Below are 14,676 nucleotides of genomic sequence, written 5' to 3' on the forward strand. Positions count from 1 at the left end.
TTTATTTAAAAACTTGAGAGATATTATAGACAAAAATGGGGGTTATTAAAATGTTGCAAGTAACAAACTTTAAAGGTTTTAATTAGTTTTTTTACTTAAACCATATTTACTAATTATATAAGCCCCTACTACACTTATAACTCCTCCAATAATACCCATTAGATTTTCAGTTTCTCTCAAAAAAATCCAACCAAGAAATATTGATATTATTGGCATAAAATATAATGATCCAATAGCTACTGTTGCTTTTAAATTTTTAAATGCATATCCCCAAAATAAATAACCTAATGCTCCAGGAAAAACGCCTATATAAATTACTACTAATATACTAGTTAAATCTGCTGAACTAATTTCTATAAAAGTTTCTTTTGAATATACTAAAAGCATCGCTGTACCAAACCAGATAAAGTAAGCAACTGCCTCTATAGGATGATATCTTGATAACACGCTTTTTTGAAAAATTGAATATATTGCCCCGGAAAAACAAGCTAAATATACAAAACAAATACCTATAAATTCAAAAGAAGTATCTCCTTTTGATAAAAAGATTATTCCAGCACCAATCAATGCTATACAAAATCCAAAAATACCAGCTTTTGTGATATTTTCTTTAAAGAAAATATATGCTAACAATGCTACAACAATAGGTGATTGAGCAATAATAAAGTTTGCATTAGCTGCTGTAATTCTAGATTCTCCAGTGTTTAAAAAGACGTTATATGCGAAAAAACCAAAGAATCCTAATATTGCAAACCTTACTAAATCTAACAGATTAGGAATAGTTTTATTTTTTTGTCTAATGAAAATTACTAACATAACTATACTTGCCACACCATATCTAGCCAAAGATAATCCACCTGCACTAAATCCATCTAGCATTAGATAACGTATTCCAATAAAAGCAGTTGACCACATTGTTATAGTAAATAGCAATAATATTAATGCCTTTTTAGTAGATGAATAATTATGCATAGAAATCAACTCTATTATGTTATTTAATCTTGGATCATTTTATTAAGTTTTTTACCTATTACAAAAGCAAAGATAGAAATAACGATCGCTATTATTGATATCATTGCAAATAAGTGCTGATAGCTATAATAGCTACTAATAGTCATTTGTGTATCAAAACCTACTTTAGAATCATATTTGACTCCACTACTTACATAAGTTGCTATCATAGTTCCTAATTTGATACCTATTGCTGATGTAATAAACCAGGTTCCCATTGCAAATCCCATAATTCTTTTAGGCAAAAGTTTAGCCATAAGAGCCAATCCTAAAGCACTTATAAGTAACTCTGCAGATGAAAAGAATACTGTAATAGCTAAAACTTCCCACCAAATACTTATTTTTGCTGTTGGAGCATTTAATAAACAAGCTAAATACATTGTTCCATACGCTAAACCACATAAGAATAATCCCATTGCAAATTTATGTGGAAGACAAAGATCTTTATCTTTAAGCTTGGTATATATTAATGCAAGTAATGGCGACAATATTACAACACCTAGGGTATTCAATACTCCTGGTATTTGCTGAGCATTAACATCCATACCTAAGAAATGTAAATTTACATGATGAACATTAAAAAGTAGAACTGTCGTAAATTTCTGCTGATATATTATAAAAAATATTACTGCGTAAAAAAGTAAAACTATAGCAACCATGATTTTTTTCTTTGCAAGAATATCTTTTTCAATAAAAATTTGTGATGCAAATATAAAAAAGATAAATATTGCCCCAACCCAAAGAATAATAGTTGATAAATAACCATATTTTAAAACATAGCTTAAAATAAATATTGTTATCAAAAGTCCTATAATAAAGCCACAAATTGTTTTAATCTCTAACTTTGTACTGCCCACACCATTATCAATATCTTTTATACTTGAATAGCTCAATAAAGTATTTGCAATAGCTATTACAAACCCAAAAGAACATAGAAAATATGTAAATGTATACCCTAATCTTGCTGATAGTACAGGTATTAGCAATGACGCTGATAATGAGCCTAAGTTAATAGACATATAAAATATAGTATAAAGAGAATCTATCTTTGAATGATCTGTGTATATTCTAGATATAAGATTAGTCGGAGCAGGCTTAAACAACGCAGCCCCTAATATAACCAATGCTACGGCAATATATATAAACTCTTTGAATGATACAAAAGCTCCTACACCTATCATCGCATAGCCTATCAGCAAGAGTATGCCACCTGTAAACATAGTCCTCTTGATACCTAATACCTTATCAGCTATATAGCCACCAACCGCATTAAAAACATAGCTCAAAGCAGCAAATGCTCCAAAAAGTACAACAGCCTGTTTTTCTGTAAAATTAAAGCCGTAGTTACTCATAAAGAATAATATTGAAGTATAGCTAAATCCGTAATAACCAAATCTTTCAAAATACTCAAAAAAGCACAATAAAAAAAATGCGTTTTGCTTTCTTATATTTATCATTGTCATAAAACTTATCTAAAATTGATTATGATTATATATTATATGTTTATCTTTATAAGATTTTTTTGATCTTATTATTAGTATAATTAATTTGATAAATCTCTATTATTTTGTTCCAAAAAAGCAAGTAATAATTTATATTTGATTATCATAGTTATTAATTTTTAAATCTTAAATGTCAAATAAACAAGTTAGATTACCTAATATGATTGCCTATGGTTCAGGTGATTTTTTTGGTGGTGGCGCCTTTACTATTCTAGGTTTATGGCTAATGTACTTTTATACAAATATAGCTGGATTATCAGCAGCTGAAGCTGGAATGATAGTAGCTATAGGTCGAGGATTAGATGTATTTGCTGATCCTATTATGGGATATATTTCAGATAATTGGCGTGGTCCTATAGGTAGACGAAAGTTTTTCTTCGTAATAGGAGCTCCTTTAGTTTGGGTGTTTGCTTTATTATGGATTCCTGGATTTGGTTTTTGGTATTATCTTTTTGGATATATTGCCTTTAATTTCATTTTCTCAATGATTCAAGTACCATATGAAACTTTAGCAGCTGAAATGACTGATAGTTATGATATCAGATCAAAAATGACTGGAATTAGAATGCTTTTCTCACAAAGCTCTAATATAGTAGCTGGTTTTTTACCTGCCGCAATTATGTATTTTTTTGCTAATGAAAAAACTTCTTTTATAATTATGGGACTTATCTGTGCATTTTTATTTATGCTTCCTTGGATTTTTGTATACAAATTCACATGGGAAAGAGATATTAAAGTTTCAAAAAAAAAACATTCATCTTTAATTAAAGAAATTAAATTTATTTTTCTTAATATTTTTTCAACTCTTAAAGTAAGAGCTTTTAGACTTAACCTTTTAATGTATATAGGAGCTTTTGTAGCTTTAGATGTATTTGGCGCAAGCTTTGCTTACTATTTTACTTTTATTCTTCATTATAATGTAAGTTCTGCGTCTGTTGTATATACTTGCTTTTCAATAATTCAAGTAATATCTGTTCCAATAATTGCTTATTTATGTATAAAGATTGGTAGTGTAATGAGTTATCGTGTTGCTATTGGATGTCTTCTTATAAGTATGGTCAGCTTTATTATTATTCCTTTATTCAATCCTACAATCTCATTAATATTTTTTGTTTTAGTAATTTTTGTATTAGGTTTTGCTAGGGCTGGATGTTATTTTACTCCTTGGAATATTTATAATTTTATAGCTGATATTGATGAGGCTTTAACAACAAAAAGAAGAGAAGGAACTTTTGCAAGTACAATGACTGTTTCACGTAAACTAATTCAAGCATTAGCCTTTGCAATAGTTGGTTTTACATTATCTATATTTAATTTTAAAGCAGGCGCTGTAATTCAACCAAGTTCTGCTTTATTGGGAATAAATATTTGCTTCATTGGAGGAACTATTTTATTTTGTATTATAGGAGCTATAGCTAGCTCAAGATTTAGATTGACTCAATCAAAACATTCTATATTAGTTAGTGAGCTTGAAAGACTTAGAAATGGAGGTATATTAGAAGATGCTCCAACTGAAGCAGTTAAAGTAGTAGAAGAACTTACTGGCTGGCCTCATGAAAAAACTTGGGGTCGAAACAACGCATTTTAGGATTATAAATTATGTTAGATATTTGCAAATTTGAATTAAGAGATACTCGAGCTGATCATATTTTATTTGAACAACCAGAGAAACAAATTTTTGTTAGAGTCTATGTATTAGAGGAAAATATTTTTAGAATACTTTTTACTAAATCTTTAAAGCCAGTATTAGATAAAACATGGTCAATAACAAAAGATGATATACCTTTTGAAGGGATTAATAGACTAGATATATCTAGCTTTAACTGTCCTGAATTTGATGCTTATGGCAATGATAGTTTTACAACTATAGAAACTAGCAAACTAAAGTGTGAAGTAAAACTTAATGGTTTTATTATAAGTTGGTATAAAAAAGATGATTCTAATAAATGGATTAAGGTATCTCAAGATTTACAAACCCAAGCATATAACTTAGACTTTTGGTCAGATCGAGGTGTATATCATGCTATGAAAAAAGATTGTGATGCTATGTTTTTTGGTCTTGGTGAAAAGACTGGTTCTCTTAACCGTGATAAAAAACGTTATGAAATGAAATCAATTGACCCTATGGGTTATGATGCTGAAAGCTCCGATCCTTTATATAAGCACATTCCTTTTTTCATATCTCATAATCCTACAAATAAAAGTTCTTTTGGAATTTTCTATGATAATTTAAGTGATAGTGTTTTTAATTTTGGTAAAGAGATTGATAACTATCATGGTCCCTATATTAGTTATGAGGCTAAAGCTGGAGATTTAGATTATTATTTTATAGTTGGTGATAAGATTGCTGATATTACAGAAACTTTTAGTACAATCACAGGAAAAACTATACTACCACCCTATTGGAGCTTATATTATTCAGGCTCAACAATGACATATACAGATCTCCCAGATGCTCAAGATCAAATGGATCATTTTATTGATGACTGTCAAAAATATAATATTCAATGTGGTTCGTTCCAACTAAGTTCAGGATATACATCTATTGGAAACAAGAGATATGTCTTTAATTGGAATCATTCAAAATTCCCACACATAGAAGCTTTTACTAAAAAATATTATGATAATGGTATTAAACTATGTGCAAATATTAAACCTTGCTTACTCCAAGATCATCCTAAATTAGATGAGGTAGCTAGTTTTAATGGCTTTGTATATAACAAATATTATACTAAACCTGAACTTGTACAATATTGGGATGAACTAGGTTACTACTTAGATTTTACAAATCCAAAAACCATAGATTGGTGGCAAGACAATGTTACAAGACAGCTTCTAGAAAAAGGTATAGAATCTACGTGGAATGATAATAATGAATATGAAGTCTATAATGGTGATGCCGTATGCTATGGCTTTGGTAAAGAAATAAAAATCAAACATATAAAGCCTGTTCAAGCGCTTCTTATGACTAAGTCTAGTTTTGAAGCTCAAAAAGCTTTTGCTCCAAACAAGCGTCCTTATCTAATTACAAGATCAGGATGTGCAGGACTACAAAGGTATGCTCAAACTTGGACTGGTGATAACTATACTGAATGGAAAACTTTAAAATATAACTTAGAAATGTCTAAGGGCTTATCTTTATCTGGTATTTATAACTTTGGGCATGATATTGGTGGCTTTAGTGGTCCTGCCCCAGAGCCCGAGTTATTAATACGTTGGATTCAACATGGTATATTTTATCCTAGATTTACTATTCATTCATGGAATGATGATAAATCAGTAAACACTCCTTGGATGTATCCAGAAGCTTTAGAAACTATTCAAGCTGCTTTTGACTTACGTAATGAAATAATTCCTTATATTTATCAATTATGTTATCAAGCTTATAAAAATGCTAAGCCTGTTATTAAACCAACTTTTTATGATTTTGAAAATGATGTGAAAACATTTCAAGAGACTCCAGACTTTATGATAGGAAACCTACTTATAGCAAATATTTTAGAGAAACATCAAAGAGTTCGAGAAATATACTTACCTGAGGGTTCAAACTGGTATGACTATTATACTGGTAAAATTTATCAAGGTGGTAAAACTATTAGCTTAAATGTTGATATACAAAGTATTCCAATATTTGTTAAAGAAGGAAGTGTAATTGTTATAAATAAACAAAAGGCTAAATTTAATAATTTTGAGCAAAATTTAGCATATAAAATTTATCCTTCTTTAAATAAAGAAACTACTCTGCATCAAATATATTTAGATGATGGTGAGAGTATGGAATACCTAAATAATAAAAGTGGTATTTTACATATTCAACTTACAAATAAAAATGCTAAACTGGATATTAGTTGGAAATATGATGGTCATGAGAACTTTAGAGTTACTCAACCTCAAATAATCAATATGAATAAGGATTTAGAATATAATGCTTAATCTTCAAAAATTACATAATTGTAGTTTACCAAACTATGAACGTAATAATTTAAACCCAGGTATATTGCATATAGGTATAGGAGCATTTCATAGAGCTCATCAAGTGTTCTATATTAACAAATTACTTAATACTGGTGATCAAGATGCCCTAAATTGGGGTTATATAAGTGGTACAATTAGAACTAATCAAAAATTAATTGATGATCTAAAAGCAAATGATTGCTTATATACATTATCAACCAATGATGAATCCGGTACTAAAAACACTATAATAGGTGCATTAAAAGATGTTTACTTTGCAGGTAATGGTCAATCTCAAGATCTAATAACTAAAATCTCAGATCCTAATATAAAAATAATCACCTATACAGTAACAGAAAAAGGCTATTATGTTGACTTATCAACTCAAGAATTAAATTTTGAAAATCCTGATATAGTTTATGATTTAGCTAATATTAACTTTCCTAAAACCGCTATAGGAATTACAGTTGCAGGGTTACATAAACGTTGGCAAGAAAATCATGAGACTATTACTCTACTAAGTTGTGACAATATGCCAAATAATGGTAAAATTTTAGAAAAGGCTATTCTAAACTTCTCAAGTAAAATAGATAAACAGTTTAGTATTTGGGTAGCAGAGAATGTGAGTTTCCCTAGCTCAATGGTAGATAGAATTGTTCCAGCAGTTACTCAACAGACTCTAGATAATATTGAAAATATGATTGGTCAAAAAGATATCTCAGCAGTAGCAACTGAAGAGTTCTCTCAATGGGTTATCGAAGATAATTTTACTAATGGTCGCCCCGCTCTAGAAAAAGTTGGGGTTGAGTTTGTTAAAGATATAGAACCTTTCGAGAAATTAAAACTAACTATGCTAAATGGTAGTCATAGTTTGATCGCTTATCTTGGGGCCTATGCTGGTTTAAAAACAGTAGATGAAGTTATATCTAAGTCTGAGTTTTATAGTTTTATTAAAAAATATATGCTAGAAATTGCAGCTCCATTAGTAGATGGTTTACCACAAGAGATCTCAACTAGCAAATATGCTGATAAACTTTTACATAGATTTGCTAACCCTCATTTAAAGCATAAGACTGAACAGATTGCTATGGATGGCTCTAAAAAAATTCCTCAAAGATGGTTAGGATCTTTAGCACATCTTTTAGAAAAAAAACAAAATTATGATATTTTGGCTCTAGGATTAGCTGGTTGGATATTATTTTGTAGTGGTAAAGATCAATATGGAAAAATATTAGAAATTAATGATCCTCTACAAAATGATTATAAGTCAATATATCAAGAAAATACTCAAATTACTGATATAGTTAATTGTTTCTTATCATTAAAAAGCATATTCCCAGAAACAATAGCAACAAATAAAGATTTAAAAGAAAAAATAGTATTTTTTATTGAAGAAATTAATAAAAATGGCGTTATTAAAACTCTTACTAAATTAGGAGAATAAAATGATAGAATCATGGCGTTGGTTTGGTCCAAATGATCCTGTATGTATCGAAGATATTATGCAAACTGGAGTTACTGATATTGTAACTGCTCTACACCATATACCTAATGGAAAAATCTGGCCTGTAGCAGAAATTCAAAAAAGACAATTTGAAGTTGAGAACTCTACTAAGCTGGGTAAAACAAATTTAATATGGTCTGTTGTAGAAAGTATTCCGGTTCATGAGGATATTAAAAGAGGTAAGTCTACACGTGATGAATATATAGATAACTACTGTCAAAGCATCCGTAATTTAGCCAAATGTGGTATTAAATTAATTATCTATAATTTTATGCCTGTATTAGATTGGACTCGTACAGATTTAGGTAAACAAACTTCCACAGGTGCAAAGACTTTATCTTTTGATGAGATAGCATTTGCTGCTTTTGATATTCATATATTAAAAAGACAGAATGCTGAGAAAGATTATAAAGTTGATGTAATCTCTCAAGCAAAAGAATATTTTGAGAATATGTCAGATGCTGAAATAGAAAAACTTACAGGTAATATAATTGCGGGTCTACCTGGTGCTGAAGAAAGTTTCTCATTAGAACAATTTCAAGAAGCTCTTGATGAATATAAAGATATTAATCAAAAAAAATTACGTGAGAATTTAGTATATTTCTTAAAGAAAGTAATTCCTGTAGCCGAAGAAGTTGGAGCTAAGTTAGCTATACATCCTGATGATCCTCCCTTTGAATTATTCGGCTTACCAAGAATAATTAGTACTATAGAAGATTATGATTGGTTATTTGAAAATATACCATCTATGGCTAATGGTATAACATTCTGTGCTGGATCATTAGGCTCTAGATGGGATAATAATCTTCCTCTAATGGCGAAAAAAATTGGTAGAAGAATTTATTTCACACATCTAAGAAATGTTGCTCTTAATCCTAATAACCGCAGTTTCTATGAGGCTGAGCACTTATGTGGTAATACAGATATGTATGCTCTTGTGAAAGAAATTCTAAAAATAGAAAAAGATTCACAGCCTATATACATGCGACCAGATCATGGCCAACAAATGCTTTCAGATTTAGATAAAAAAACTAATCCTGGATATTCATGCATTGGACGTATGAAAGGTCTTGCTGAAGTTCGTGGTGTTGCATATGCTGTAAAAAGAGAACTAGAAAATGAGTCAAAATAAACTTTTAGCTATTGGTGAATGTATGCTTGAGCTTAGTGGTCAAATCCAGTTAGGTTCTCAAGCTAAATTAAACTTTGGTGGAGATGTTTTAAATACAGCATTATATTTCGCAAGACTTAATGAAGATGTTTCTTTTCTCACAGCTCTTGGAGATGATAATTTTTCAGCTCAGATGATATCTCATTGGGATGCTGAGAATATTAATACTTCTGAAGTTCTGAAAATAAAAGATAGAGTCCCTGGTTTATATGCTATACAAACAGATAATCAAGGTGAAAGAAGTTTTTATTATTGGCGTGAACAAGCGCCTATCAAAGATATCTTCTATCACTTATCAAAAGAAAATTTAGATAGATATAATAAAGAATATAATTACTTATATTTCTCAGGTATATCTCTCTCAAGATGGGATGATAAACAGCTAGAAATATTTGCAAACTGGTTAAAAGATTTTAGAAACTCAGGTGATAGTAAAGAGATAATTTTTGATTTAAACTATCGCCCTAAATGTTGGAAGTCCAAAGAGCAAACCAAAGGATACTTAGAAAAAGTACTAAAACATGTAACGATAGTTTTAACAACTTTTGATGATGAAGAATTACTTTTTGATGATATTAATTATCAACAGACTCTAGATAGATATAATAAATTTGATATCCCTATAGTTATTATTAAGCACGGTATAAATCCTACCGTATTACAATACCAAAATACAATTAACTTAATTAAAGCTACTAAAATAGTTACACCTATAGATACAACAGCAGCTGGAGATAGCTTTAATGCTGCTTTTTTAGCGGCTTTTTCTAATAACTTAAATTTACAAGAAAGTATCCAGTTTGCTCAAACTTTTGCTGCTGAAGTTATACAACATCAAGGTGCAATAATTGATAAAAGTCATACCGATACATACATAAATAAGTTAAAGGAGTTAATAAATGCCAACAGGTGAATTACTTAAAAATAACCCATTGATACCTGTAGTATCTGCAGATACTATTGAGCAAGCAGAGTCTATATTAAAAAAGGTAAGAGAGAAAAAACTTAATATAGTTGAGTTTACTCTTAGAACACCTAATTCTCTAGATGTTATTGAAAAAGTAATTAAGTCTAATAATGATTTAATTATAGGAATAGGAACTATAACAAATATAGAGCTATTTAGAAAAGCAAGATTTCTTGAGGCTGACTTTTATGTTTCTCCTGGTAGTAGTGATGAGTTACTAAATTTTGCTCGCGAACATAATCTTAAATATTTACCAGGTGCTATAACACCCTTTGAAATTATGACAGCAATGAGCTATGGTTTTAATACGCTTAAATTTTTTCCAGCAGAAGCATTTGGTGGAATTAAAGTTTTGAAAAATTATAGGTCTGTATTTCCTAATATAAGGTTCTGTGCAACAGGAGGGATTAACTCTCAAAATCAACAGGAATATTTGGATCTAGAAAATGTTATTGCAATAGGAAGTTCATCATTGATATAAAAGGAGAAAGAATATGTTAAACGATAACATTTTAATGCCTGTAGATAAACAAACTAGAGATTTAGCTCTTGAAATTTATCAACATATCAAAGACCTTCCAATAATTAGCCCTCATGGCCATACAGACCCATCATGGTTTGATGAGAATAAATCCTTTGAAAACCCTGTAGAGCTTCTTATAAAGCCTGATCATTATATTTTTAGAATGTTTTACTCTCAAGGTTTAAAATTAGAAGATTTTGGTATTACAAGACAAGATGGTAAATCTGTTGAAACCGATCCTAAAAAAATATGGAAAAAAGTTGCTGAAAATTGGTATTTATTTAGAGGTACTCAAGTTAGCTTATGGTTTGATGCTCAATTAAAAAATGTCTTTAATTATAATAAGTCATTTACTACTGAAACAGCCGATGAATTATATGAGCATATAAATAATTGTTTAAAACAAAAAGAATTTCTTCCTCGTGAGATCTGTAATAGATTTAATATAAAAGCTATCGCAACTACTGATGATGTAGCTGATGATCTAGCACATCATAGAAATATTGCTAAATCTGACTTTGGATGTCAAATAATACCGACATTTCGTCCAGATAGTGTTACAAATCCAGAACTACACCCTGTCCATAAAAATATAAAGAAACTAGCAAAAAAACTTAATACAAAAATAGACTCATATGATGACTTTATTAAAGTCTTAGCAGAAAGACGTGAGTTTTTTAAAGCTAATGGAGCTACTGCTTCTGATCATGGTGTTACAGTTCCAAATACTTATGATTTGGACAAAACTGAACGCCGTAACCTATTTAAAAAAATAGTTTCGAATACTGCTAGCGCTAAAGAAAAGCAAGTTTTTAGTGGTCAAATGCTTACTGAAATGGCAAAAATGGCTACTGATGATGGTCTAGTTATGCAAATCCATGCTGGTGTTTTTAGAAATCATAACACACGAATCCAAAGAAAATTTGGCAATGATAAGGGTTGTGATATTCCTCTTAAATGTGATTATGTAAATGGCTTACACCCTCTTTTGAGTAAAGTTGGTAATAATCATAATTTCAAAACAGTACTATTTACTATGGATGAATCGACTTATTCACGTGAATTAGCTCCTTTAGCTGGACATTATCCAAGTGTTTTTTTAGGACCACCATGGTGGTTTAATGATTCTGCTGAGGGAATGAAAAGATTTCGCCATGCTGTAACAGAAACAGCTGGTTTCTATAACTGCTCAGGTTTTATAGATGATACTCGCGCTCTATTATCTATACCGGTTAGGCATGATATAGCTAGACGTGTTGATGCAGTATACCTAGCGGAAATGGTTCTTCAAGGTAGAATATCTAAAGCTGATGCTTTTGATATTGCTTATGATTTAACTTATACACAATCGCTTAAAATATTTAATATAAATATTTAAATTATCGAAAGAAATAATATTCTTTGAAAAGAGTATTGTTTAAAAATTTATAGTTTGTCTATGTGAAAATATTCACATTAGATATATTTTGGAGAAAAAATAAAATGCAGTCTAAACAAAAATCAGCTAAAGCATACGTAATTATGATTGTTGCTGTAGCAGCAATTGGTGGATTATTATTTGGCTTTGATACATCTATTATTGCAGGAGCTACTCCCTTTGTTCAAAAAGAATTTTTAGCTGAACACTGGCAGTTAGAGCTAGTAGTTAGTTTTTGTGTTTTAGGGGCTTTTTTTGGTGCACTTATAAGTGGCTATTTTACTGATAAGTTTGGCCGCAAAAAAGCTATGATAGCAACAAGTTTACTTTTTATAATAGGAACTTTAGTAGCTTCACTAGCACCAAATATAGAAATGTTAATATTTGGTAGATTTATCTTAGGTGCTGCTATAGGTATTGCTTCATTTGCTGCTCCTTTATTTATAGCAGAAGTTGCTCCATCTTCTAAAAGAGGATCTTTAGTCCTTTGGAATGGCGCATTTCTTACAGGTGGACAAGTTATAGCTTTTCTAGTTGACTATTATTTCACTAGTAGCGGTAGTTGGCGTGCTATGGTTGCTACGGGACTAATTCCAGCGATTATGCTATTTATAGGCATGTGCTTTATGCCTTACTCTCCTAAATGGCTATTTTCTAAAGGTAAGAAAACTGAGGCTTATGAGACTTTATCAAAAATTCGTGAAACTGAACATGATGTCTCTGAGGAATTATCAGCTATTAAAAATAACCTAGAAAATTCTAATAAATTAAAATTTTCAGCAATTTTTGATAAAAAAGTTCGTCCAGTTCTTTATATAGGTCTAGCACTTGGTATATTTCAGCAGTTCTTTGGAATAAATACGGTTATGTATTATGGCCCCTATATTATGTCAAATATAGGATTCCAAGGTGCTGAGATGAAAATGCTAATGACATTATCTCTAGGTCTTGTAAACTTTATTGCAACAATTGTTACTATCATATTTATTGATAGATTAGGTAGAAGAAAATTTCTATTAATTGGGTCGGCTATGGCTGCATTAAGCTTATTTAGTATGATCTATCTATTACATAATGTCTCAAGTGGAGCAACAGCTATACTAGCATTAGTATGTCTTCTAGTATATATTGTTGGATATTGTATAAGTGTTGGATCTCTTTTCTGGCTAATTATATCAGAAATATTCCCTTTAAGCGTAAGAGCATCTGCTATGAGTTTTGTTGCATCTATTCAATGGTTAGCTAACTTTGTTGTTGCTGCAACTTTCTTAACTATATTGACAAGCCTAGGAATATCATTTACTTTTGGAATATATGCTTGTATCGCGGCCTTAGCGTTTGTTGTTACATATCTCTTTGTTCCAGAAACCAAAGGGGTTCACCTTGAGACTATAGAAAATAATCTTAATAAAGGTGTTCCTACAAGATACTTAGGCAAAGATGATTATAGCTTTACAAAATAATTTAAAGGAGAAATATTATGTCTCAAACAGCAGAAAATACATTTGGTGAGTTTCGTAACTATACGGATAGTAAATTTCAAGATCGCGTAGAAAGAACTTATAGAGAAATGCATATTAATCAAAATCCTGATTATGTTGCTCAAATGAAACAAAAATACTTTAAGCTTGAGCTTGGTAATATGGATGTTTATGACGTATTTAAACTTCTTGAAAATGTTCATGATGAAAGTGATCCTGATAATGATTTACCTCAAATTGAACATGCATATCAAACGGCAGAGGCTTGCCAAAATAAGTTCTTAAAAAGTGATACTGAAATTAGAGAAAATGCTTTAATTAGATCGCTATTTAGAGATCATGAGTGGCAAAGTGTTCCTAAAGTGTGGCAAGATTTTTATACTGAAAAACAAAATCTAGGTAATCTATACAATCATATTAAAGATTGGTCTTGGTTCCCTTTAGTTGGTTTCGTACATGATTTAGGTAAAATTATGACATTACCAGAATATGGTCAATTGCCTCAATGGTCAACTGTTGGCGATACATATCCTATTGCTTGCCCTTTTGCTTCTGCTAATGTTTTTGCCCATAGAGAGTTTGTTAAAGATTCTAAAGATTATGATGAGTATAATAATGAGTCTGAAACTCATTATGGAAAGTATAAGAAAAAATGTGGCTTTGATAATGTCGATATGAGTTTTGGACATGATGAATACATTTATAAAGTTTTTGAACAAGGAAGCGATATACCTTATGAAGGGTTATATCTTCTTCGCTATCACTCTTTTTATCCATGGCATACTCCTCAAACAGGTGGCCTAGCATACCAAGAGCTTGCTAGTGAAAAAGACTGGTTACTACTTCCTTTGCTAAAGGCTTTCCAAAAAGCAGATTTATACTCGAAATTACCAGAATTACCACCTAAGGAAATTTTAGAGAAAAAATATAAAAGTCTCCTTGATAAGTGGGTTCCTAAAAAGAAAATCAACTGGTAATTTAAATACATTAAGCACCTTACGAATTTTTAATCTTAAATTATCTCTAATAATGTTATTCTAACTAATACTGTAGTATTACTATAATTATTAAGACTGTTGAATAAATCTTTCAATTTCTATGAATAGGAATATTTTTGCTATTTTTAGTAAAAACTTAGCCTTAAAT

11 protein-coding genes are annotated in these 14,676 nt (G+C 30.3%); 9 read left to right on the forward strand and 2 right to left on the reverse strand.

Translation table 11 applies throughout. The annotated features are described in order from the left end of the window. Window positions 1-78: 78 nt before the first annotated feature. Together R8535_RS00880 and R8535_RS00885 are read right to left on the reverse strand one after the other, a co-directional pair. Entirely contained in the window at window positions 79-972 is an 894-nt protein-coding gene (locus tag R8535_RS00880) for a DMT family transporter (RefSeq protein ID WP_329495527.1), read from the reverse strand. A 23-nt stretch (window positions 973-995) separates the two neighbouring features. Beyond that, window positions 996-2,468, reverse strand: a complete 1,473-nt coding sequence (locus R8535_RS00885; protein ID WP_329495526.1) for a peptide MFS transporter — start codon at window positions 2,466-2,468, stop codon at window positions 996-998. A gap of 175 nt (window positions 2,469-2,643) precedes the next feature. On the opposite strand from R8535_RS00885, the gene R8535_RS00890 reads away from it, so the two are divergent. The 9 genes from R8535_RS00890 to R8535_RS00930 all read left to right on the forward strand — a co-directional run bounded on the left by R8535_RS00890 (window position 2,644) and on the right by R8535_RS00930 (window position 14,507). Continuing rightward, window positions 2,644-4,101: an MFS transporter gene (locus R8535_RS00890; RefSeq protein ID WP_329495525.1), complete on the forward strand. Its 1,458-nt coding sequence runs from the start codon at window positions 2,644-2,646 to the stop codon at window positions 4,099-4,101. 11 nt (window positions 4,102-4,112) lie between these two features. After that, window positions 4,113-6,446 (forward strand): glycoside hydrolase family 31 protein, encoded by a 2,334-nt coding sequence (locus tag R8535_RS00895; protein ID WP_329495524.1) that lies wholly within the window; start codon window positions 4,113-4,115, stop codon window positions 6,444-6,446. Next, on the forward strand, window positions 6,439-7,911 hold the full coding sequence (locus R8535_RS00900; RefSeq protein ID WP_329495523.1) for a mannitol dehydrogenase family protein: 1,473 nt from the start codon (window positions 6,439-6,441) through the stop codon (window positions 7,909-7,911). Before R8535_RS00895 ends, R8535_RS00900 begins: the two co-directional genes overlap by 8 nt. 1 nt (window position 7,912) lies before the next feature. Further along, the gene (gene uxuA, locus R8535_RS00905) at window positions 7,913-9,103 is read left to right on the forward strand and encodes a mannonate dehydratase (RefSeq protein WP_329495522.1); all 1,191 of its coding nucleotides are present in this window, start codon (window positions 7,913-7,915) and stop codon (window positions 9,101-9,103) included. Beyond that, window positions 9,090-10,055 (forward strand): sugar kinase, encoded by a 966-nt coding sequence (locus R8535_RS00910; RefSeq protein ID WP_329495521.1) that lies wholly within the window; start codon window positions 9,090-9,092, stop codon window positions 10,053-10,055. Before uxuA ends, R8535_RS00910 begins: the two co-directional genes overlap by 14 nt. Further along, complete coding sequence (eda, locus tag R8535_RS00915; RefSeq protein WP_329495520.1) at window positions 10,042-10,590, forward strand: bifunctional 4-hydroxy-2-oxoglutarate aldolase/2-dehydro-3-deoxy-phosphogluconate aldolase; 549 nt, start codon at window positions 10,042-10,044, stop codon at window positions 10,588-10,590. The genes R8535_RS00910 and eda overlap by 14 nt, the downstream gene beginning before the upstream one ends. Before the next feature lie 13 nt (window positions 10,591-10,603). Beyond that, window positions 10,604-12,010, forward strand: a complete 1,407-nt coding sequence (uxaC, locus tag R8535_RS00920; protein WP_329495519.1) for a glucuronate isomerase — start codon at window positions 10,604-10,606, stop codon at window positions 12,008-12,010. Window positions 12,011-12,114: 104 nt separating this feature from the next. Continuing rightward, window positions 12,115-13,512, forward strand: a complete 1,398-nt coding sequence (locus R8535_RS00925) for a sugar porter family MFS transporter (protein WP_329495518.1) — start codon at window positions 12,115-12,117, stop codon at window positions 13,510-13,512. A gap of 17 nt (window positions 13,513-13,529) precedes the next feature. Further along, a complete protein-coding gene (locus R8535_RS00930; protein ID WP_329495516.1) occupies window positions 13,530-14,507 on the forward strand; it encodes an inositol oxygenase family protein in 978 nt (325 codons plus the stop codon). Window positions 14,508-14,676 lie beyond the last annotated feature (169 nt).

The organism is Francisella sp. 19S2-4 (assembly GCF_036281795.1).
In the GTDB taxonomy this organism is placed as follows: domain Bacteria; phylum Pseudomonadota; class Gammaproteobacteria; order Francisellales; family Francisellaceae; genus Francisella.